The sequence below is a fragment of the Lachnotalea sp. AF33-28 genome (assembly GCF_003477885.1).
Taxonomy (GTDB): Bacteria; Bacillota; Clostridia; order Lachnospirales; family Lachnospiraceae; genus AF33-28.
Window position 1 is genome coordinate 1 of the sequence record NZ_QUEE01000008.1, and the last position, 20,463, is coordinate 20,463.

A 20,463-nucleotide genomic window follows, 5' to 3' on the forward strand; every position below is an offset into this window, starting at 1 on the left:
GAATAAGTTCATAAGCGATATTTCTTGCTTACAAACTTATTATACGAGGAGGTATAGTATGGGACAACAGACAGATGCATTTGGCAACGACGTAAAGAGCGCGCTCTGCCCGCTGTTCTGGCAGCACGGCGAGAGCAGCGAGGTGCTTGAGGAAGAAATCCGCAAAATGAAAGAGGGCGGAATCGGCGCATTTATAGTGGAGTCCAGGCCCCATCCGGATTTTTTAAGTTACGGATGGTGGCGGGATCTGGACGTCATTATTTCAGAAGCAAAGAAACAGGAAATGGGAGTCTGGATTTTTGATGACAGCGCCTATCCCAGCGGGCTGGGGGCAGGAAAGATCCGGGATCTGTATCCGGAAGCTAGGAAGCGTTATATTGCGAAGCAGCAGATTGATGCGATAGGCCCTCTAAAGGGCGCTTCCATTCAGGTCGGGCACTGGCTGGGTGAGGAAGAGCAGCTGCTTAAGGTCATCGCTGCGCGCAGAGCGAACGGAAATGATGAGCTGGATGTGGCCACGCTTACGGATCTGACCGGGCTGGTGCAGGAGGGGATGCTCTATTGGGATATCCCGGATGGCCCGTGGAGGGTCTTTCTGCTGATCAACACCCGGGACGGCGGGGAGGAATGGACGAAGGACTATGTCAATCCGATCAGCAAGGCGGCGGTCGACCGATACATAGATGTGATCTACGAGGAACATTATAAGCGGTATCAGGAGGAGTTCGGCAGGACGGTGAAAGGCTTTTTCATCGACGAGCCGCGCTTCGGAAGCGCATCCTCGTATGAAAACACTTTGGGTAAAAGGGGATTTGTCTACCCCTGGAGCGAAGAAGTGATGGATGCCTTAAGTCAGGAATTCGGCGATGATGCGGGCCTGTATCTTCCGCTTCTTTGGAGCAGGGAGAATCCTGAATGCCGGGATATGCAGTATGCATATATGAATGTGGTATCCCATCTGTTTGACGAGGACTTCACCGGCCGGATCGGCGAATGGTGCAGGTCGCACGGCGTAAAGGTGATCGGCCACATTGTGGAGGACAACGGGGCGCATGCGCGTCTGGGATTCGGGCCCGGCCATTATTTCCGAAGCATGAATGGTTTTGATACCGCGGGAATCGATGTGGTTTATCAGGTATGGCCCGGTTATACCGACGGTTATCAGACGACGCCCTTCGGCTATCTGGACTGCCGGTTCTTCTACTGGGGCCTGGCCAAGATGGCGTCATCCGCGGCGCATTTGGATCCGAAGAAAAACGGCATCACGATTTGTGAGATATTCGGCGCCTACGGCTGGCAGGAAGGGCTTGCGCTGATGAAATGGCTGACGGACCATGTGTGCGTCAGAGGCGTGAATGTGCTGGTGCCCCATGCATTTTCACCGAAATTTCCGGATGCTGACTGCCCGCCCCACTTTTATGCGCGGGGGAAGAATCCGCAGTGGAACTATTTTCATTACTGGTCGTCTTATGCCAACCGTGTCTGCGGCCTGCTTACGGGCGGCGTGCATCATGCCACAGCTGCGGTGCTCTATCATGGAGAAGCGGAATGGGGAGGCGCCTATGAGCCTTTTGAGAAGACGGTAAAAGTGCTGATGGAGTCGCAGATTGACTGCGACGTGCTGCCGGCCGACCTCTTCTTAGACCCCGCTGCCATCAGGGCGGAGGACGGACTGCTGATCGCAGGGCAGGAATCCTATCGGGTTGTGCTGGTACCTTATGGCGAGAGCATGCCGCAGGAACTGCTTGCAAGCCTGGATGATTTGGCGGCGCAGGGCGTACCTGTGCTGTTTATGGAAGGCTTTCCGAAGCATGTATATTACGGAAAGGATGAGCAGGAACTCCTCGCGCACATCGCCGGCAACGGGCAGATCTGCGTCTGCCGCCACGAAGAGCTGCCGGATTGGATGTTTGGACACGGCTGCTATGATCTGGAAACCGACGGAAATTATCCGGATCTGCGTTTCCTGCACTATGAGAAAGAGGGGCGCGGCATCTATTTCTTCACCAATGAAAGCCGCAGCAAAACGCTGAGTGCGCGCATCAGCATCCGCGAGGAAGGCACCCCTGTCTTATATGATGCGATGCTGGATCAGTGCTATCCGGCAGAAGAAACCGTAAAGGACGGCCGGCTGACTTTTGTTCTGGAGCTTGCGCCGTATCAGTCGCTGTTTCTCCTGATGAATGCGCAAAACGGTACGCTTAGTGAACGGATTCCCGTCAGGGGTGCCGGAACCTGTGGGGAAGTTAAGAAAATCCCGCTTGCTGACGGCTGGGTGTTCCGTGTGCCGGATGATCCCGCTGTGAATGAAAGGCTGGAATCGCTGTCAGAGCTTAAAAACCTCGCGGTTCCCGGCCTGGCGCCCGAATATTCAGGGACGGTCTGCTATGAGAAGGAGTTCTGCCTGGAAGAGTCCGATACGAAGGGACGGATTTATCTGGATCTGGGAGATGTCTATGAGATCAGCGAAGTAACGATAAACGGCGTATCCCAGGGAGTCAGGATCTGCCCGCCGCATACGTTTGAACTCACGTCCGCCGCGCCGGGACATAATCTGCTGCAGATAAAGGTGACGAACACCTTTGCAAAAAAAATGCACGGCAACATATTCGACCGTGCCATGGCCCAGGAGCCCACCGGACTGCTCGGTCCGGCAGTGCTCTACATACGGCGGTATTCGCTGGGGGAACAGCCGTAATATTCCCTGAATTTCCTGTAAAAATGAGTGGTGCTCTCATAGCCGTTTTGACGGGCAATTTCCTCAACGGAAAGAGAGGTGCTTTTCAGCTGATCCGTGATGGCATAAAAGCGCTGTTTTTGCACCAGCTCTTTAAATGACAGCCCGGTCTCCTTTTTTAACAGAGTGGTCAGATAATTCGGATTCAGCCGGAAATGTCCGGCGGCGGAAGTCAGGCTGCAGGTCAGATAATTGGATTCAATATATTTTAATACCGGAATGAGGGCAGAGCGCTTTTCTACAGCGCTCTGCTCTTCTTCATATACATTGACCAGTTCCAGAAAGAGCAGGCTGATCAGGTTGTCTGCGATGGCCCGGGCATGAGTGGACGGCTCTATGTGTTCGCACATCAGCTCATTTAGCAGCATAGGGATCCTCCTGTTTTTCTCAGCCCGAAACAACAGGTAATTGTCATGAGAGGCCTTTGCCGACAGCGCGTTGGACAGAAATTCCGACACCACACTGCCTCCGGTGAAGTGATGAAAAAAGGCTTCCGTAAAAAAGGGCTTGCTGATCAGGAGACTGATCAGTATATCATTTTCGCCCAGGCAGCCGATGGAATGGGGCGCATCGGAATCCAGTATGTATACCTGCCCCTTTTTAAGCACATAGGAATTTCCGTGTACCCTATGGGGGCAGGATCCGGAATAGAGATAGCCCAGCTCGATCCACGCATGGATATGGGGCGGCACAGGGCGGAATCTCCCTGTCTTTACAAGCTTCAAATCCGGATGCGGCGCATGCCGGAAGGTATCACAGGGAGTTGAAACAGCAATCTGCACAGGCGGCCCCTGCTCCTCAAAGGCCGCGGACACCGGATCCGCTCCCCCGGGAACCGCCAGATAAGTCTGCTCCAGCCGGTTATAGCTGTGCAGTATCTGATCCAGCATCTTATATGTAAGCATCGTCAAACCTCCTCCCTCCATATATAATAAAGCCGCAAAGCAGAAGTGGCAAGTGGAAAGTATGGTCCTAAGTGGGATCCCTTGAAGCCCGCCGGTTCTTTCGCCGCGTAGTTTGCGGCGTTAGAACCGCTGCGCGCTTCACGGAGCGAGAGCGTGTCCCACTTAGGACCATACGCTCTCCCGTTATATGCGGAAACCTTAAGCACCTCTGAACAGTAAGTTCGTAGCAGTTCTGCATTCCTTACAAAAAACTAAAATTATTCTAAATATACGGATATTTAGTTGTACGCCCGGCAATAAAAGTACTATAATGGGAATGTCACCATAAACCGGAAACGGAGGATGATTTTATGAATACTACGGAACAGATTATAATAAGACAGAGAGCATATTATGACAGCGGAGCCACCAGAGACCTGGAGTTTCGCAAATGCCAGCTGATAAAATTAAAGAACGCCATACTGGAAAACGAAGCAGAGATCATGCAGGCTTTAAGAGAAGACCTGAACAAGTCGGAGTTCGAGTCCTATGAGACAGAGATCGGCATCGTGCTGGAAGAGATCGGTTATCTGTTAAAACACATGGACCGCCTGGCGCGGCCGAAGAAGGTGAAGACGCCGATCACTCACTTCCCGTCCGTCAGCAGGATTTACCGGGAGCCTTACGGCGTGGTGCTGATCATGTCGCCCTGGAACTATCCGCTGCAGCTGGCGCTCGCACCCCTCGCCGGCGCGCTGGCCGCCGGAAACTGTGCGGTTGTAAAGCCTTCCAACTATTCCCCCCGCACCTCGGAGGTGATTCGAAGGCTGATCGGAGACCATTTCGAGGAAGAGTATATCGCGGTGCTGGAAGGCGGCAGGGATGTAAACCGATCATTGCTGGAACAGAAATTCGATTATATCTTTTTTACAGGCAGCGTGTCTGTGGGAAAAACCGTGATGGAGGCTGCCGCAAAGCATCTGACCCCGGTAACGCTGGAGCTGGGCGGCAAAAGTCCCTGTATTGTGGATAAAACAGCAGATGTGCGGCTGGCGGCCAAACGGATAGTCTGGGGCAAATTTCTCAACGCGGGCCAAACCTGTGTGGCGCCGGACTATGTGCTGGTGCATACCAATGTAAAGGATCAGCTGATTAAGGAGATGGGGCGCTATATACGAAAGTTTTACGGCAAGGATCCGATCTCAAATCCGGATTATCCAAAGATTATAAACGGAAAACATTTCGTTCGGCTGTGCGGCCTTCAGGAGAGCGGAACCGTTGTATACGGAGGAGAGCGGGATCAGGATTCCAATAAGATCGCGCCCACCATCCTGGATGGAGTGGATTGGGGCATGCCGGTGATGCAGGAGGAGATATTCGGTCCGATCCTGCCCGTGCTGGAATTTACCTCTGTTAAGGAGATGACGGCCCGGATCCGGCGCAGACCGAAGCCGCTGGCGCTGTATTATTTTACCAGATCCAGGAAGGCAGCCGCGTATGTGATGAACAGCCTGTCCTTTGGCGGGGGATGTATCAATGATACCATTGTTCATCTAGCTTCCTCCTATATGCCCTTTGGCGGCGTGGGAGAGAGCGGTATGGGCGGTTATCACGGCGATGCGAGCTTTACTACCTTTTCTCACGAAAAGAGCGTGCTGCAGAAGAGCGGGTTTCTGGATGTGCCGCTTCGATATCCGCCGTTTAAAAATCATCTGAAGCTGGTAAAAAAGATCCTGAAATGACTTGAGTGTGATACTGTGGATGAAGAAGGAGAGCATCATGAAAATTCTGGGGATTGTGCTTTTGCTGATCATCTTGCTGCTTCTTATTGCAGAAGTGATTATCGTACATTACTTTGTAAAAATGGTTACAAGGCCCAAGGTAAATCCGGCCGAAAAGCAATACGAAAGGCTGATTGAAAAAGGCTGCCTTAAGAGAGAGGTTTACGAGACCTGTGAGGTGGAGAAGGAGAAATTTCTGCTGCCTTCCCAATATGGATATTCACTGTATTGCGAGCTGCTGACCACCGAAGCGTCACGGCGGCCGGAGAACAGAAGCCGCGTGGCCATTATGTGCCACGGCTTTACCTCCTGCCGCTACGGCATGCTGCCTTATGCGGCGCTGTACTTAAAGAGAGGCTTCTCGGTCGTGATCTATGATCACCGGAACCATGGCGACAGCGGCAAGGCCCGCACCTCCATGGGATACTATGAAAAGTACGATTTAAAGACCTTGGTGGACTGGTGTTATGAACGGTTCGGAGAGGATGTGCGGCTGATCACCCACGGAGGATCCATGGGAGCCGCCACCGTGCTGTATCATCTCACCATTGACGACCGGATCGTCTGTGCGGTGGAAGACTGCGGGTATTCCAGTTTCCGGGAGCAGATGATGCACATGGCCGTGAACAAATATAAACTCCCCGCTTTTCCTTCCATACAGCTGATCCGCCTGTTTATCCGGCTGATCTGCGGATTCGACCTGAATACGGTGCGCCCTATAGACGGTGCTGTAAACAGCAGGACGCCGATCCTGTTCATCCATGGCGAGGCGGACGATTTTGTGCCGACATGGATGTGCCGGAAGATGTACGACGCCAGGACCGGCCCCAAGCGTCTGTTTCTGGTTCCTGGAGCAGGACACGCGGAAAGCATAGATACCGATCCGGCCGGCTATGAACGCGTGCTGGAGGAGTTTTTGAATACATACTATGAGCAGTCCGATACAGCAGTCAGGAAGGCCGGCTGCTAATGGCGGTCTGGCGGTAACTGTTCAGGGGTACCGATAAAGCAGCTCAAGACAGGGCAGGGCATTTGATTTGGCAGCAGTGGATTTTCACTGCTGCCTTTCTTCTAAATTGATATTGATTTTTTTCAGGATTTCCAGCAGGGTTTCCATCTCCTGGCGGTCAAAGCCCTGCCAGATGCATTCGTCTAGCGAGGAAAAACATGCATGCACTTCCTGGGCCTTAGTCCGGCCGGCTTCGGTCAGTTCGATCAGAAAAGAGCGGCGGCAGTCCGGCCGGCGCAGGCGGTTAAGCAGCCCCGCTTCCTCCATTTTGTCAATGGTCCTGGACATCGTGGTGACGTCCAGGCGGCAGCGGTCGGCCAGTTCTTTCTGAGTGATATGATCCTGTGTAAGAAGCGTGTTCAGTATTCTGGCCTGCCCCTGCCCCAGCGAGAGGCCCAGGGCGGTAAACTGCGGCTGCAGTATTCTTCTTCTGGAACTTTCCAACCGCAAAAGCATTTCACGTATTTCACTTTTCTCTTTTATCATAACCGTCCTCCTCGAGCTATTCGAGCTCATACTGCCCCGTATACAGCTGATAGTATCTTCCCTTTAGAGTCAGCAGATCGTCATGGTCGCCGCGTTCGATGATTTCGCCTTTTTCCAGCACCATGATGGCCTTGGAATTGCGAACGGTGGACAGGCGGTGCGCGATGACGAACACAGTGCGGTTCTGCATCAGGCGGTCCATCCCCTTTTCAATCAGCCGTTCGGTTCTGGTATCGATGGAGCTGGTGGCCTCATCCAGAATCAGCACAGGAGGTCTGGATACGGCGGCTCTTGCAATGGCCAGCAGCTGTCTCTGCCCCTGGGACAGGTTATCGCCGTCGCTGTGAAGCATAGTGCGGTATCCCTGGGAGAGCCTGCGGATAAAAGAGTCCGCGTTAGCCAGTTTAGCGGCGTTTTTGACCTCCTCATCGGTGGCGTCCAGGCGTCCGTAGCGTATGTTGTCGGCAATGGTGCCCGTGAACAGATGTGTGTCCTGTATGACCATGGACAGGGAACGGCGCAGATCGTCCTTTTTAATTTCCCGGATATCGATGCCGTCATAGGTGATGAGGCCGCTGTCAATCTCATAGAATCGGTTGATCAGATTGATGATTGTGGTTTTTCCTGCGCCGGTCGATCCCACAAAGGCGATCTTCTGGCCGGGCTTGGCATACAGGCTGATGTCGTTTAATATCTTTCGTTCCGGAGTATAACCAAACACAACATCGCTGAAACGGACGTCCCCTTTAAGCGGTATCAGCTGACAGGTTCCGTCCTCAAGAGGCTTTTTCCAGGCGAAGCTTCCGGTATGCTCCCGGCATTCTGTGAGCGTGTTGTCTTCTCCGTACATGACGGGGCACAGCGTGACCGTGCCGTCATCTATTTCCGGCGTTACATCCATCATATCAAAGATCCGTTCCGCGCCGGAAAGGGCGGACAGCAGGAAGTTCACCTGCTGCGTGAACTGATTCATGGGCATGGCGCTCTGGCGCACATAGACCAGATAGGAAGCCAGGCTCCCCAGATCCATCAGGCCGGCCAGCGTAAAAAGGCCTCCCACACAGGCGGATACGGCATAATTGAAATAGGAGAGCGCTACAATCACAGGAACCATCATGCCTGAATGGGTGAGGGCTTTTGTGGATGCGTCCCTCAGCAGCTCATTGCGCCGGCAGAATTCCTCAAAATCCTGATCCTCATGGTTGAACACTTTTTCCACCTTCTGGCCGCCGACCATCTCCTCGATGAAGCTGTTGACACTTCCCAGATACTTTTGCTGGTCCTGGAAGTATTTCTTGCTTTTTTTACCGTTGTGCCGGATGAAGAGAAGCATCAAAAGCAGGAACGCGATCACGATCAGAGAAAGACGGAAGCTTAGGACAATCAGCATGGTGATGGTGCCCGTCACTACGATAAAGCTCTGAATGAGCAGTGTGAAGCTGTTGTTAAGCGCCTCGCTGATCGTGTCCACATCGTTGGTAAAACGGCTCATGAGTTCCCCATGCGTATTGGTATCGAAATAGGAGAGAGGCAGCTTCTGCGTATGGTTGAAAAGATCCTGCCGGATCTCGCCTACGATCCTCTGTGAAGTGCGCACCATGATCTGGTTATAGCCATAGGTGGCCAGCGCTCCGGCCAGATACACCAGGCCCATGAGGAGCACCATTCTAAGAAGCCCGGGGACATCCCTCGGAACAATGTAGTCATTGATGACGGGTTTAAGCAGATAGGTGCCCATAATATTTGCCATGCTGCTGATGATGACCAGCACTGTGACGGCCAGCATGGAAAGCTTGTGACCGGCCAGATAGGAAAGCAGCCGTTTCATAGTTTTTTTTGTATCTTTTGGCCTTTTATAGCCCACATATTTTGCCATTACAGATCCGCTCCTTCCTGCTGTGACTGATAGATTTCCTGATAGATCGGATTGCTGGAAAGCAGGCTTTCATGGGTGCCTACGGCATTGATGCGGCCATCCTGCAGTATGACAATCTGATCCGCATGGAGCACGGAAGTGATGCGCTGTGCGATGATGATCTTTGTGGCATCCGGCATGCTCCTTAATAGCCCTTCGCGGATTTTGGCCTCAGTGGCCGTATCCACGGCGCTTGTGGAATCATCCAGTATCAGCACTTTTGGCTTTTTCAGCAGAGCTCTGGCGATACAAAGCCGCTGTTTCTGTCCACCGGATACGTTGACTCCGCCCTGACCGAGTTCGGTATCGTATCCGTGATCCAGCCGGTCAATGAATTCGTCCACACAGGCGGCGCGGCAGGCCTCTTCAATCTCTTCCTGCGTTGCATCCTCTTTGCCCCACCGAAGATTATCCCGTACTGTTCCCGAAAAAAGCGTGTTTTTCTGCAGCACCATGGCGACGGCATCGCGCAGATGGCGCAGGGGATATTCATCCACCGGCTTTCCGTCGATCAAAAGACGGCCCTCACTGATATCATAAAGGCGGGGAATGAGCTGCACCAGCGTGGATTTGGCCGAGCCTGTGCCGCCGATGATGCCGACGGTCTGCCCTCCTTTAATCTTGAGGCTGATGTCGGAAAGGACGTATTCTTCCGCGTCCGGATTGTATTTGAAATAAACATGGTCAAAAGTGATATCTCCGCGTTCTACGGATAGATCCCTGACCTTATCTTCCGTGATTTCGATTTTTTCATCCAGCACTTCCAGAATCCGTTTACCGGATGCCATGGATCTGGTCAGCATGAGAAATACATTGGAAATCATCATGAGGGAATTGAGCACCTGCAGTACATAGCTTAAAAATCCGGTCAGCTCCCCCACCTGCATGCTGCCTGCAAAGATCAGATTGCCTCCGAGCCACAGGATGCAGAGAATGGTGGCATACATGACAAACTGCATGGCGGGCATGTTTAATACCGCGATTCGGAACGCTTTTTCAGAGGCGGTGCGCAGATTATCATTTACCTCGGTAAATTTCTCAATCTCATAATCGCCTCGCACATACGATTTCACCACGCGCACCGCGGTCAGATTTTCACGCACGATGCGGTTGACCAGATCGATGGCGGTCTGCATCTTTCCGTAGAGCGGGCGCACGTGGAGCACGATCTCAAACAGTAGAAAGCCAAGTGTCGGGGCGGCCACTAAAAATACCAGGGCCAGCTTCCAGTTGATCATAAAGGAAAAAATCAGAGAAGTCAGCATCATCACCGGCGCCCGAAAGGCCGGGCGCATGCCGGTGGAGACGGAATTCTGTATGGTGGTGACATCGCTGGTGAGCCTTGTAACTAATGATGAAGTGCTGAAATGGTCTGTGTTGGCAAAGGAAAAGCTCTGCAGCTTGCGGTACTCCGCCTTGCGGATTTCTGCGCCCAGCCCCTGTCCGCAGATAGCGGCGAATTTCGCGCTGCCCGCTCCTAAAATCAGGGAAATAAGCGCGCAGAAGACCATCAGCACACCCTTTTGCAGTATGTAGGCCTTATTTCCGGAAGCGACGCCCACATCCACAATATCCGCCATTATTAACGGTATAATCAGTTCAAACATGGTCTCGGCGACAATGCAGAAAATGGCCAGTACCGTATACTTGCGATACTGATCCAGATACTTTAAAAATCTTTGAATCATGTCAGGTCCTTTCTGGCAGGATTTAATGCGCCTGCAGAGGCTGTCATCTCCTGTCAAGAATTTTTTGTGTATACAACAGTTGTTTATACAACTATTGTATGCGCAAAAATGAAAATGTCAATAACAAATTCGCTCCGTGAAGCGCGCAACGGTTCACAGAATCTACATACATTCTTCACAAATATATGATAAGGTAACATTGATGTGTAATACGGTAATCTTTGGCACATCAGTATTGATTGGAAGGGAGAGCGGATTTGAAGAGGGATATAGCGCAGATATCGGCCTGTATAGAAACCTATGAAAAGTTTATTCAGCCTTATCAGGATGCCTGCCAGGTGGTGAGCATGTGGCTGGAAAATATGCAGAAGGAGTTCGGCAAGGAATACAATCATAATCCGGTGCACAGCATTCAGAAGAGAATCAAATCGTTAAACAGCATTGCCGATAAGCTCGGCCGAAAAGGATATGAAGTAAATTTGGAGAATGCGATGGCATATCTGACCGATATCGCAGGGGTCAGAGTGATCTGCTATTATATACAGGATGTGTATGTGATTGCCGGTATACTGAAAAATCAGCCGGACTCTGTGCTCATCAAGGAAACGGACTACATAAAGAATCCGAAGCCCAACGGATACCGCAGTTATCACATGGTGCTGGGAATCACGCTGCATCAGGTAAAGGGCAAGCAGTATTTCCCTGTGGAGATCCAGATCCGCACGCTGGCGATGGATTTCTGGGCCAGTATGGAACATCAGCTCTGTTATAAAACGGAGCGTACGGATATCGTATCCCTGTCGGGAGAGCTGACCTATTATGCGGATATGCTCCATGAAATGGAACGCAGGATCAGCGTGTTTTATGACTGTAATATTCCTGTGCCGGCAGCGGAAACTGCTATTGACAGTAACCCCAAGGTACCTGCACTCTCATGAGCGGCTTTATTGGTAACCGTGAATACCGTGAATAGTAACACCGCAGTGGAAAAGTGGAAAAAAGAGGCTAAAAAAACTTGACAACCGCATACAATTAGCATATACTAACTACTGGAAGATAAATGAAAATGAAAAACATTCTCAAATATATAAAAGAGGTGGTGAGTGTGATGCCTTTAACGATGGCAAGAGCCGGAGAACGCAATGTGATCAAGCGTGTGATTGGTAAGGACGAGACCAGACGTTTTTTGGAAAATCTGGGGTTTGTAAGTGGAGCACATGTAATCGTTGTTTCCGAGATGGGAGGAAACATGATTGTAAATGTGAAAGATTCCAGGGTGGCGATCAATCGGGATATGGCGGGAAAGATCGTGATTTAGCAGTTTTATTCATGTAAAGGTGTTAAAAATATCAGCAGGAGGAAAAAAATATGAAGACATTGCGGGAAGCGCCCTGCAAAAGCACAGTCACGGTTGTCAGGCTGAATGGAAGCGGGGCTTTAAAACGCCGGATCATGGACATGGGGATCACCAAAGGGTGCAGTATCTATGTCCGCAAATTGGCGCCGTTTGGAGATCCGGTGGAAGTCACTGTGAGAGGTTATGAGCTGTCCTTACGCAAACAGGATGCAGAGATTATTGAGATAGAATGATCCGATATTGCCGGCTGCAGAGCTGTGGCCGGACAGATTCTAAGAAGGGATGAAAGTTCCCTATATTTTTAAATTGAAAGTTAGCTACAACTAATTTGAATGGGCTTATTCCGGCGCTGCGGAAACAAACCTGGGTATCAGTATATAAGCAGCGCAGAAATGGGGAAAAAGAGAATGGAAATTCGCATCGCATTGGCAGGAAATCCGAACTGCGGAAAGACAACGTTGTTTAACAGCCTGACCGGTTCCAATCAGTATGTGGGCAACTGGCCCGGCGTTACCGTGGAAAAAAAAGAAGGAAAGCTCAAAGGGAATAAAGACGTGATCATAACCGATCTGCCCGGTATTTACTCACTGTCACCGTATACCCTGGAGGAAGTGGTGAGCCGAGATTATCTGCTGAAGGAAAAACCGGATGTGATTATCAATATGGTGGATGCCACCAATATAGAGAGAAATCTCTACCTCACCACCCAGGTGTTAGAGCTTGGCATACCGGTGGTGATCGCCCTGAATATGATCGATCTGTCCAGAAAGAACGGAGATAAGATCAATACCGAAAAACTGGCGGTGGCGCTTGGCTGTGAAGTGGTGGAAACCTCCGCTTTAAAAGGAATCGGTTTGGACGAAGTTGTTAAAAAGGCCATCGCTCTGGCAAATAAAAAAACTCCGATGACAGCCAGGCATGAATTTGACCGCAAAGTGGAATCCATGCTGGATGAGATGGCGAAGCTGGTGCCGTCAGATATTCCTGCTAAACAGGTACGCTGGTACAGCATCAAGCTTTTTGAGAAGGATGAAAAGGTGCTGGAGCAGATGGTGTTATCTGTCAGCAGCACCAATAAGATGAAAGAGATTATCACCGGTGCCGAACAGAGCATGGATGACGATACGGAAAGCATCATCACCAATGAGCGTTATGAATACATAGAAAAGCTGGTGAAAAACTGTTTGAAAAAGAAAAATACAGACATGACGGTGTCTGATAAGATCGACCGCGTGATCACCAACCGTTTTCTTGCGCTGCCGATCTTTGTGGCTATTATGTTTGTGGTCTATTATATATCCGTGACTACACTGGGAACAATTGTTACTGATTTTACCAACGATACGCTGTTTGGCGAATGGATACAGCCTGCGGTGGCTTCCGGTCTGGAAGCGATCCATGCATCGGAGTGGGTGATTTCTCTGATCGTGGACGGCATCATAGGCGGCCTGGCGGCTCCGATCGGATTTGCCCCTCAGATGGCGATCCTGTTTCTCTTTTTGTCTGTACTGGAGGACTGCGGCTATATGGCGAGGGTGGCATTTATCATGGACCGTATATTCCGCAGGTTTGGCCTGTCCGGCAAGAGTTTTATACCTCTGCTGATCTCCTCAGGCTGCGGGGTTCCAGGCATCATGGCAGCCCGTACGATCGAGGATGAGAAGAACAGAAGGATGACCATCATGACCACGACCTTTGTGCCCTGCGGCGCCAAACTGCCTGTAATCGCGCTGATTGCCGGTGCTATCATGGGAGGATCCTGGTGGATGGCGCCGCTTATGTACTTCATCGGTGTATTTGCGGTTATCGCAGCTTGTATTATATTAAAGAAGACAAAAATGTTTGCCGGTGATCCCTCACCGTTCGTGATTGAGCTGCCCCAGTATCATATTCCGGATGTGAAGACAGTTCTTATGCATGTGTGGGAGAGAGTGTGGAGTTTTCTAAAGAAAGCGGGAACGATCCTGTTCGTTTGCTGCATGGTGATGTGGCTTTTGGCCAGCTTTGGATTTGCGGATGGAAAGTTCGGTCTGGTGGAGCAGGAACAGAGTCTGCTGGCCGTTATAGGCGGGTTCATTTCACCGGTTTTCGCTCCGCTGGGATTCGGTTCCTGGCAGGCGGTGGCAGCTTCTCTGTCCGGCTTTGTGGCCAAGGAAGGCATTGTCAGCACGATGGGCGTGATTGCGGGAATGGCCGAAGCCGGAGAGGAAGATCCGGGATTATGGCAGGCGGTTATGCTTATGTTCCCAAGTGCTCTGGCAGCGTTTTCTTTCCTGGTATTCAACCTTTTGGATTCTCCCTGCCTGGCGGCGATCAGCACCATGGCAAAAGAGTTCGGCAACAGGAAATGGACCGCATTTGCGATCGTATTCCAGAATATTTTCGCTTATGCAATTACTCTGATGATCTATCAGATCGGATTATTTGCAACCGGCGGCGGATTTGGCGTGTGGACAGCGATCTCAGGTATCGTACTGATCGGATTCTTGTATCTTTTGTTCCGGCCTAATCCTTATAAGAAGAAAGCGGGCGCTGTCAGCCGGGCGGCTGCCTGACAGAAACTAAGGAGACGACAATGGAATGGTTAATAAATAATGCGGCGACAATTATTTTGATACTGATACTCGTATTCCTGGCTGTGCTTGTCATCCGGCATCTGTACAGGATCAGAAAGATGGGAGGATGCCCCGGCTGCAGCTGCGGCGGGCAATGCAGCCGTAACGGATCCGCCTCGTGCAGTCACGGCGTAAAGAAGAAATGACAGGAATCAGCAATATTTGAAGTTTTAACATAAGAGCAGTCACGGAGTGAAATCCGGACTGCTTTTATTTTGGTGTGCTCTGACGGATTCGCCCTTTGTTTTATATCTTATGGGGAGGATAGAGCGTTTCCTGATGCCTGCAGAATGTTTTGATCATATCTAAGATATAATCCTGCTCCGCTTCGGAGAGTTCTTTGGCTGCATCGTAGATTTCGGAAAGCAGGCGGGCACTTTTTAAGGTGCCTGCCGATTCCATGAAGCCGTTTCCGGAAATCAGCCAGTCCTCGCTGATCTGCAGTACCTGGCAGATCGCATGCAGGACCAGCGGCTGCGGTTCCGCTTTCTCATATTCTATATTTGAAATAACGCCCCGGGAAACACCGATTGCACAGGCTAACGCTTCCTGTGTATATCCCTTTGATTTGCGGGCCTGTTTCAATCGTATGGCAATACTCATACCGCGCCTCCTGTTTTTTCAAATCTGCAATATTTTGACAGCATTCATACCGATATTATAACATGTCAACAAGCTGGCATGACCCCTCCGGGAGATGCACATGATTTCCAAGGGAAACTGTCTGCTGCGCAGACGGAAATTAGCGCAGGTATAATATCTAATGATATTATACCATGTCAGCAAGCTGACATGGCCCCTCCGGGGAGATGCGCATGATTTTCTAAGGAGATTGTCTGCTGCGCAGACAGAAATCAGCGCAGATATAATATCTAACGATATTATACCATGTAAATTTTGTATTATCAAGACAATTTTGCTTTCAAAGCACATATATGTATTTATAATACTAAATATAGAATTGACAAAGCAAAATGGCGATGGTAATATGAAGCAAAGGGTTAGAATAGGACATGGCTATACAAATGAGGGTAAGGAATGACAGGGTCAGCAAAAGAGAAAGATACACGGAAAGCGGGGGAAATTCTGGAGGAAGCCGGCAAGTTGCCGATAGAGTATCAGGAGCGGATTTTGGCAGCTATTCGGGGAATGCTTTTTACGAGGCATCTGTTGGAGAGTGGGCAGGACGAACGCTGTAAGGAGCCGGAATCGGAGCATGAAGGGCTGTGATCCGACCTGTTTTCGCGTTGTACGACTGCAATAGGGAGATAGGCATGGTGACTAGAAAAATGGTGGCAGAACGTGCAGGGGTTTCAGAGGCTACGGTATCCTATGTACTGAACAATACAAAAAAGGTGACGGATGAAGTCAGAAAACGCGTTATTCGGGCCGCAGGAGAGCTGAATTATCATCCGGACCGCATCGCAAGGAGCCTTGTATCCAGAAGCAGCGGACATGTTGTGCTGCTGGTGGAATCCATGAAGGATCCGTATTGCCTGCAGCTGCTGTCGGGTGCACAGCGGGCCGCCATGAAAAACGGATATATAGTGACGATGATGGCAAGGGACAGCCTGCAAATTGATTTGATTGCGGAGCTGGGCAGCCGCAGAGTTGACGGCCTGCTGCTGGGAGAAGGGTGTCTGGATGAACAGATTACAGGCACTGCGGGAGATTACGGGATAGAGGTGGTTACACCGGGAACATATACGAGGATCGAGAGCGGGAAGGCGTACTGCGCCATGGTGGAGGATCTGATGGCCAGGGGTCACAGAAAAATAGCCTTTTTGAGCGGAAGACCCATAAACGGTCCGGGTGAACGATGCTATCGGCTGTATCGGTCCGCTATGGAGCAAAACGGTCTGGAGTGCCCGGAAGAACTGACTGTGGACCGGCCGGAGAACGGTGTGCAGGACAGTGCATGGGGAGAAAAGGCTGCGGACATTCTGCTGTCCGGCCATGCGTATTTTACCGCATGGATCGTAGGCAGCGATCTGATGGCTATGGGGGCGTTAAAAAGGCTGCGCAGCCGCGGGTACCCGATGGATAGAAAGATCATCACAGCGGTGGGCAGCAGAACCGGGCTGCTGGATTATATGGAACCGCAGCTGCCGGGTGTGGATGAAAAGGGTGAACTCTGCGGGAAATATCTGATGGAGGAACTGATCGTACGCAGAAGTAACAAAGAGCCTGAAGTACGGGTGATTGAGGCGGACTATATCCGCCCGCAATAAGAGCGGATATTCCGCTCTTATTGCTTTTCGGCGGGAACTGGTCTATAATGGAGCTGTCGGTATCCGGCGAATATGGAAAGATTGAGGATGATTTTATGGATGAAAAATATACAGCAAAGCCCCTGCAACTCGAGGGCGCTTCCAATGTGCGGGATCTGGGAGGATATCCCACTGCCAACGGACGCACCTGTTTCCGGCGTCTGCTTAGAGGGGATCATTTATCCGCGCTGACCATAAAGGACAAGGAATGTATTTATGATTACGGTGTGAGGTATGTGGTGGATCTGCGTTCCAGGATGGAATGTGAGAGCCGTCCGGACGCATTGATCGGCTGGCGGGATGTTCAGTACTGCAGCATCCCGATGCTGGACCAGATCAATTCCAGCGATTTTCGCGGGCAGATTCCGGACAGCATGGGAGAGCTGTACATCAGCCTGCTGGAGGATTCCCGTGCTCAGCTTTCGGAGGTTATGCGGCGGATTCTTGAAGCTGGAGATAAGGGCCTGCTGTTTCACTGTACTGCGGGAAAGGATCGGACAGGCGTGGTCGCCATGCTGATGCTGAAACTGGCCGGGGTGAGCGATGACGATGTTATACGGGACTATCATGCCACGGAGCGGTACATGGCCGGTCAGGTAGGAGAACAGGTAGAACGGCTTAGGGCGGCCGGAGTGAAGGTCCCGGACCATGTGTTTGGTGCTAATCCCGCCGATATGCTTATGACGCTGGAGCATGTACGCCACACATATGGCAGTGCCGAACAATATTTGGGGACACTTGGGCTTAATGGGGAAGAAATTGCCGAATTAAAGCAAAAACTGCATGAAAAATAGTGTATGAGGTCTTTTCGAGCGCGATTTTTTTTGCTATAATGAAGAGCGGTGCGTTTATCTCCGAATTTCTCTGTCGGCGGATGGCGCAGCTAGATGATTATGATGCATGCTGGATTTATGTATTAGAGGAAGCGTGTGCGGAATGGAGATCGAATATGGAGAGAAGAGTAGGAACGATATCGAGAGGAATCCGCTGTCCAATCATCCGTGAGGGCGATGATCTGACGGCGATTGTTGTTGACAGTGTGCTGGAGGCCGCTGCAAGTGAAGGCTTTTCACTGCATGACCGTGATGTGATTGCGATGACAGAGTCCATCGTAGCCAGAGCACAGGGCAATTACGCGTCTGTGGACGCGATAGCTGCGGATGTGAAGCAGAAGCTTGGCGGCGGGACCATCGGCATCATATTTCCGATCCTGTCCAGAAACCGTTTTGCCATCTGTTTAAGAGGCATGGCTATGGGTGCTAAGAAGGTTGTGCTGATGTTAAGCTATCCGAGCGATGAGGTCGGCAACGAGCTGGTGTCTTTGGACCAGGTGGATGAAGCCGGCATCAATCCCTACAGCGATGTGCTGACTCTGGAACAATACAGGAAACTGTTCGGCGAAAACAAGCATCAGTTTACCGGTGTGGATTATGTGGCCTATTACGGCGATATCATCCGTGAGGCGGGTGCAGAGGTGGAGATCCTGTTTGCCAACAACCCCAGGACTATACTCAATTATACTAAAAACGTGATTAACTGTGACATACATACCCGTGCGAGGACCAAGCGGATTCTGCGTGAAGCCGGAGCCGAAAAGGTGTACGGCATGGATGAGATTTTAAATGCTTCTGTGGATGGCAGCGGCTATAACGAAAAATACGGACTGCTGGGTTCCAATAAGTCTACGGAAGATAAGATCAAACTGTTTCCGAGAGACTGTTTCGGTCTGGTGGAGGACATCCAGAAGGAGGTTTTGTCCAGAACAGGAAAGCATGTGGAGGTTATGGTATACGGTGACGGCGCCTTTAAGGATCCCAAGGGAAAGATCTGGGAGCTGGCGGACCCGATCGTATCTCCGGCCTTTACAGAAGGCCTGATCGGTACACCCAATGAGATGAAGCTGAAATATCTGGCAGACAACGATTTTAAGGATCTGTCCGGTGAGGCGTTAAAGGAAGCGATCTCCAGAAAAATCCGGGAGAAGGACGGCAGCCTGGTGGGCAATATGGCTTCCCAGGGAACTACACCCAGACAGCTGACCGATCTAATCGGATCCCTCTGTGACCTGACCAGCGGATCGGGCGACAAGGGTACGCCCATCGTCCTGGTACAGGGATATTTCGACAACTATACGGATAACTAAGAATGCAGGGTAACAAGTGGTTACTCTTTACGGTTACCGATACATAAGACAGAAGAGAGCGCGTTCCAATGAGGAACATGCTCTCTTCTGTCTTATGCGGGAAGTTTACGGATCCTTGGGTTTTACGGTATCTTTATTGCAGCAATTTAAGCATGCCCAGAATATATATGATCAGCGCCTTGCGCATCCGCTCTGTGCTGATCGCCTCGTCGGGCTGGTGATAATCACCGTGTCCCGGGAGAAACAGGCCGGCCGGCGCGGGCGGCAGAGGCATGCCGGTGCCAAAGGCGAATGAATTGGGCAGCTTTCTGGCATAGGTGCCGCCGCTCATGACAAACGGTTTGGCGTCCGTTCCCATATAATCGTTATAGGCTTCGGTCAGCAGACGGATCTCGGGACGGTCCGGATCAAAGTAACTTGCCGGCCGGAGTCTGGTCACCTCAAGCTGAAAACCGCGGCGTTTCGCTGCGGCGGTTGAGAGTCCGGCAAAATCCACCTCATTTTTGGTGACCGGAAATTGGGAGGTAAAGGTGAGGCAAAGATGGCCCTCTTTCAGCTCTCCAATGGTGCAGGCCAGAGTGCTTGGCCCTGACAGCTCATCCTCACAGCTGATATCCAGTACTGTACCGCTGTAATGCGTGTTTATGTCTCTGCACAGCGAGAACAGGCCGTCATCTCGGCTGTTTAGCAAGCCGCAGTCATGTACAGCGGTCAGAAGAAGCTGCATGGCATTTTTGCTCCCAAAAGGGTTTGCTGCGGATTTCAAGACGCCTTTCGCTGTCAGCCGGATCTGCTTCCTGTCATCTGACGAACATTCTTCCACTGCCACCTCTTTCGGGAGGGATGGCAGCGTCTTGCGGATCCGTGGAGAGTCCGCCAGCACCAGCACAGCCTCATCCGGTATCATATAGGAAATTTTTGTTGTATAAAAATCAATCACATCCTCTGAAAAACGCGCTTCACTGGTGAGTGTTCCGTTAAAGCTCCCGCGTTCGCCGCAGCAGACGGGGAATCCGCTGTCGGGTACCAGCGACAGGTTAGGACAGGGATAGTGTTTGGTAAAATAATCCAGATCGTACATGCCCTGTTCCTCACAGGTGCCCAGATACAGCTTTAAGTTTTGCCTGACAGGAATCTGAAATTCCTTTAAGAACCGCAGCACATACAGGCCGATCACAGCGGAGCTTTTGTTGTCCTGTACGCCTCTGCCGATCACATAGCCGTCCTTTTCCACCGCGTTGTAAGGCTCATAGACCCATCCGTCCCCTTCCTCCACTACATCCAGATGTGCCCAGATTCCTACATCCTCCTTGAGACTGTTAAGCAGGATGCAGCCCACATAATTGTCGTAATTAATGGTCTCAAAGCCATATTCCTTACCCATGAGCAGCATCTCATCCAGCACATCACGGCATCCTCTGCCATAAGGCGGACAGCTGCAGTTTTCCAGTTCCGCCACACTTTTGATATTGGCGATCCGTATCAGATCACGGACCAGATCCGGCATCTGACGCTTCACCCACTGTTCCACAAACTCTTTTGTGATAGTTTCCATAAAATGCTCCACCTCTTTGTATA

Annotated in this window: 18 protein-coding genes; 12 read left to right on the top strand and 6 right to left on the bottom strand. The window is 51.0% G+C overall.

What is annotated here, in order from left to right; genetic code table 11:
- Positions 1-58 precede the first annotated feature (58 nt).
- On the top strand, positions 59-2,698 hold the full coding sequence (locus tag DWZ56_RS12105) for a glycosylhydrolase-like jelly roll fold domain-containing protein (protein WP_118556908.1): 2,640 nt from the start codon (positions 59-61) through the stop codon (positions 2,696-2,698).
- Here DWZ56_RS12105 and DWZ56_RS12110 read toward each other — a convergent pair.
- On the bottom strand, positions 2,662-3,642 hold the full coding sequence (locus DWZ56_RS12110) for a helix-turn-helix transcriptional regulator (protein ID WP_158584561.1): 981 nt from the start codon (positions 3,640-3,642) through the stop codon (positions 2,662-2,664). The genes DWZ56_RS12105 and DWZ56_RS12110 overlap by 37 nt on opposite strands.
- A gap of 350 nt (positions 3,643-3,992) precedes the next feature.
- Here DWZ56_RS12110 and DWZ56_RS12115 point away from each other — a divergent pair, with 350 nt between their 5' ends.
- Complete coding sequence (locus tag DWZ56_RS12115; RefSeq protein WP_118556910.1) at positions 3,993-5,363, top strand: aldehyde dehydrogenase; 1,371 nt, start codon at positions 3,993-3,995, stop codon at positions 5,361-5,363.
- Between the two features lie 37 nt (positions 5,364-5,400).
- Positions 5,401-6,372 (top strand): alpha/beta hydrolase, encoded by a 972-nt coding sequence (locus tag DWZ56_RS12120; RefSeq protein WP_158584562.1) that lies wholly within the window; start codon positions 5,401-5,403, stop codon positions 6,370-6,372.
- Positions 6,373-6,456: 84 nt separating this feature from the next.
- Here the strand turns inward: DWZ56_RS12120 and DWZ56_RS12125 are convergent, their stop codons facing one another.
- From DWZ56_RS12125 to DWZ56_RS12135, 3 genes are read right to left on the bottom strand one after another with little or no spacing between them, the layout of a single operon-like run.
- Positions 6,457-6,897 carry a MarR family winged helix-turn-helix transcriptional regulator gene (locus DWZ56_RS12125; RefSeq protein WP_118556912.1) on the bottom strand — a complete coding sequence of 147 codons (441 nt, stop codon included), beginning with the start codon at positions 6,895-6,897 and terminating at the stop codon, positions 6,457-6,459.
- 16 nt (positions 6,898-6,913) lie between these two features.
- Positions 6,914-8,773 carry an ABC transporter ATP-binding protein gene (locus DWZ56_RS12130; RefSeq protein ID WP_118556913.1) on the bottom strand — a complete coding sequence of 620 codons (1,860 nt, stop codon included), beginning with the start codon at positions 8,771-8,773 and terminating at the stop codon, positions 6,914-6,916.
- Entirely contained in the window at positions 8,773-10,497 is a 1,725-nt protein-coding gene (locus DWZ56_RS12135; protein WP_199679598.1) for an ABC transporter ATP-binding protein, read from the bottom strand. The genes DWZ56_RS12130 and DWZ56_RS12135 overlap by 1 nt, the downstream gene beginning before the upstream one ends.
- Positions 10,498-10,757: 260 nt before the next feature.
- On the opposite strand from DWZ56_RS12135, the gene DWZ56_RS12140 reads away from it, so the two are divergent.
- The 5 genes from DWZ56_RS12140 (at position 10,758) to DWZ56_RS12160 (ending at position 14,618) form a co-directional block, all read left to right on the top strand.
- Positions 10,758-11,438 (top strand): GTP pyrophosphokinase, encoded by a 681-nt coding sequence (locus tag DWZ56_RS12140; protein WP_243095231.1) that lies wholly within the window; start codon positions 10,758-10,760, stop codon positions 11,436-11,438.
- A 167-nt stretch (positions 11,439-11,605) separates the two neighbouring features.
- A complete protein-coding gene (locus DWZ56_RS12145) occupies positions 11,606-11,818 on the top strand; it encodes a FeoA family protein (protein WP_118557108.1) in 213 nt (70 codons plus the stop codon).
- A 50-nt stretch (positions 11,819-11,868) separates the two neighbouring features.
- A complete protein-coding gene (locus DWZ56_RS12150; RefSeq protein WP_118556915.1) occupies positions 11,869-12,090 on the top strand; it encodes a FeoA family protein in 222 nt (73 codons plus the stop codon).
- Between the two features lie 174 nt (positions 12,091-12,264).
- A complete protein-coding gene (feoB, locus tag DWZ56_RS12155) occupies positions 12,265-14,412 on the top strand; it encodes a ferrous iron transport protein B (protein ID WP_118557109.1) in 2,148 nt (715 codons plus the stop codon).
- Positions 14,413-14,432: 20 nt separating this feature from the next.
- Positions 14,433-14,618: a FeoB-associated Cys-rich membrane protein gene (locus DWZ56_RS12160; protein ID WP_118556916.1), complete on the top strand. Its 186-nt coding sequence runs from the start codon at positions 14,433-14,435 to the stop codon at positions 14,616-14,618.
- Positions 14,619-14,718: 100 nt separating this feature from the next.
- Here the strand turns inward: DWZ56_RS12160 and DWZ56_RS12165 are convergent, their stop codons facing one another.
- Positions 14,719-15,075 carry a helix-turn-helix domain-containing protein gene (locus DWZ56_RS12165; RefSeq protein WP_118556917.1) on the bottom strand — a complete coding sequence of 119 codons (357 nt, stop codon included), beginning with the start codon at positions 15,073-15,075 and terminating at the stop codon, positions 14,719-14,721.
- Positions 15,076-15,510: 435 nt separating this feature from the next.
- Here DWZ56_RS12165 and DWZ56_RS12175 point away from each other — a divergent pair, with 435 nt between their 5' ends.
- From DWZ56_RS12175 to DWZ56_RS12190, 4 genes are all read left to right on the top strand, one after another.
- Positions 15,511-15,702 carry a hypothetical protein gene (locus DWZ56_RS12175; RefSeq protein ID WP_118556919.1) on the top strand — a complete coding sequence of 64 codons (192 nt, stop codon included), beginning with the start codon at positions 15,511-15,513 and terminating at the stop codon, positions 15,700-15,702.
- Positions 15,703-15,746: 44 nt separating this feature from the next.
- Positions 15,747-16,703, top strand: a complete 957-nt coding sequence (locus tag DWZ56_RS12180; RefSeq protein WP_118556920.1) for a LacI family DNA-binding transcriptional regulator — start codon at positions 15,747-15,749, stop codon at positions 16,701-16,703.
- A 47-nt stretch (positions 16,704-16,750) separates the two neighbouring features.
- Positions 16,751-17,536, top strand: coding sequence for a tyrosine-protein phosphatase (locus DWZ56_RS12185; protein WP_118556921.1), 786 nt, complete (start codon positions 16,751-16,753; stop codon positions 17,534-17,536).
- Between the two features lie 155 nt (positions 17,537-17,691).
- Positions 17,692-18,885 carry a coenzyme F420-0:L-glutamate ligase gene (locus tag DWZ56_RS12190; protein ID WP_118557110.1) on the top strand — a complete coding sequence of 398 codons (1,194 nt, stop codon included), beginning with the start codon at positions 17,692-17,694 and terminating at the stop codon, positions 18,883-18,885.
- Between the two features lie 133 nt (positions 18,886-19,018).
- Here DWZ56_RS12190 and DWZ56_RS12195 read toward each other — a convergent pair whose 3' ends face one another.
- On the bottom strand, positions 19,019-20,440 hold the full coding sequence (locus DWZ56_RS12195) for a Sapep family Mn(2+)-dependent dipeptidase (protein WP_118556922.1): 1,422 nt from the start codon (positions 20,438-20,440) through the stop codon (positions 19,019-19,021).
- Between the last annotated feature and the right edge of the window lie 23 nt (positions 20,441-20,463).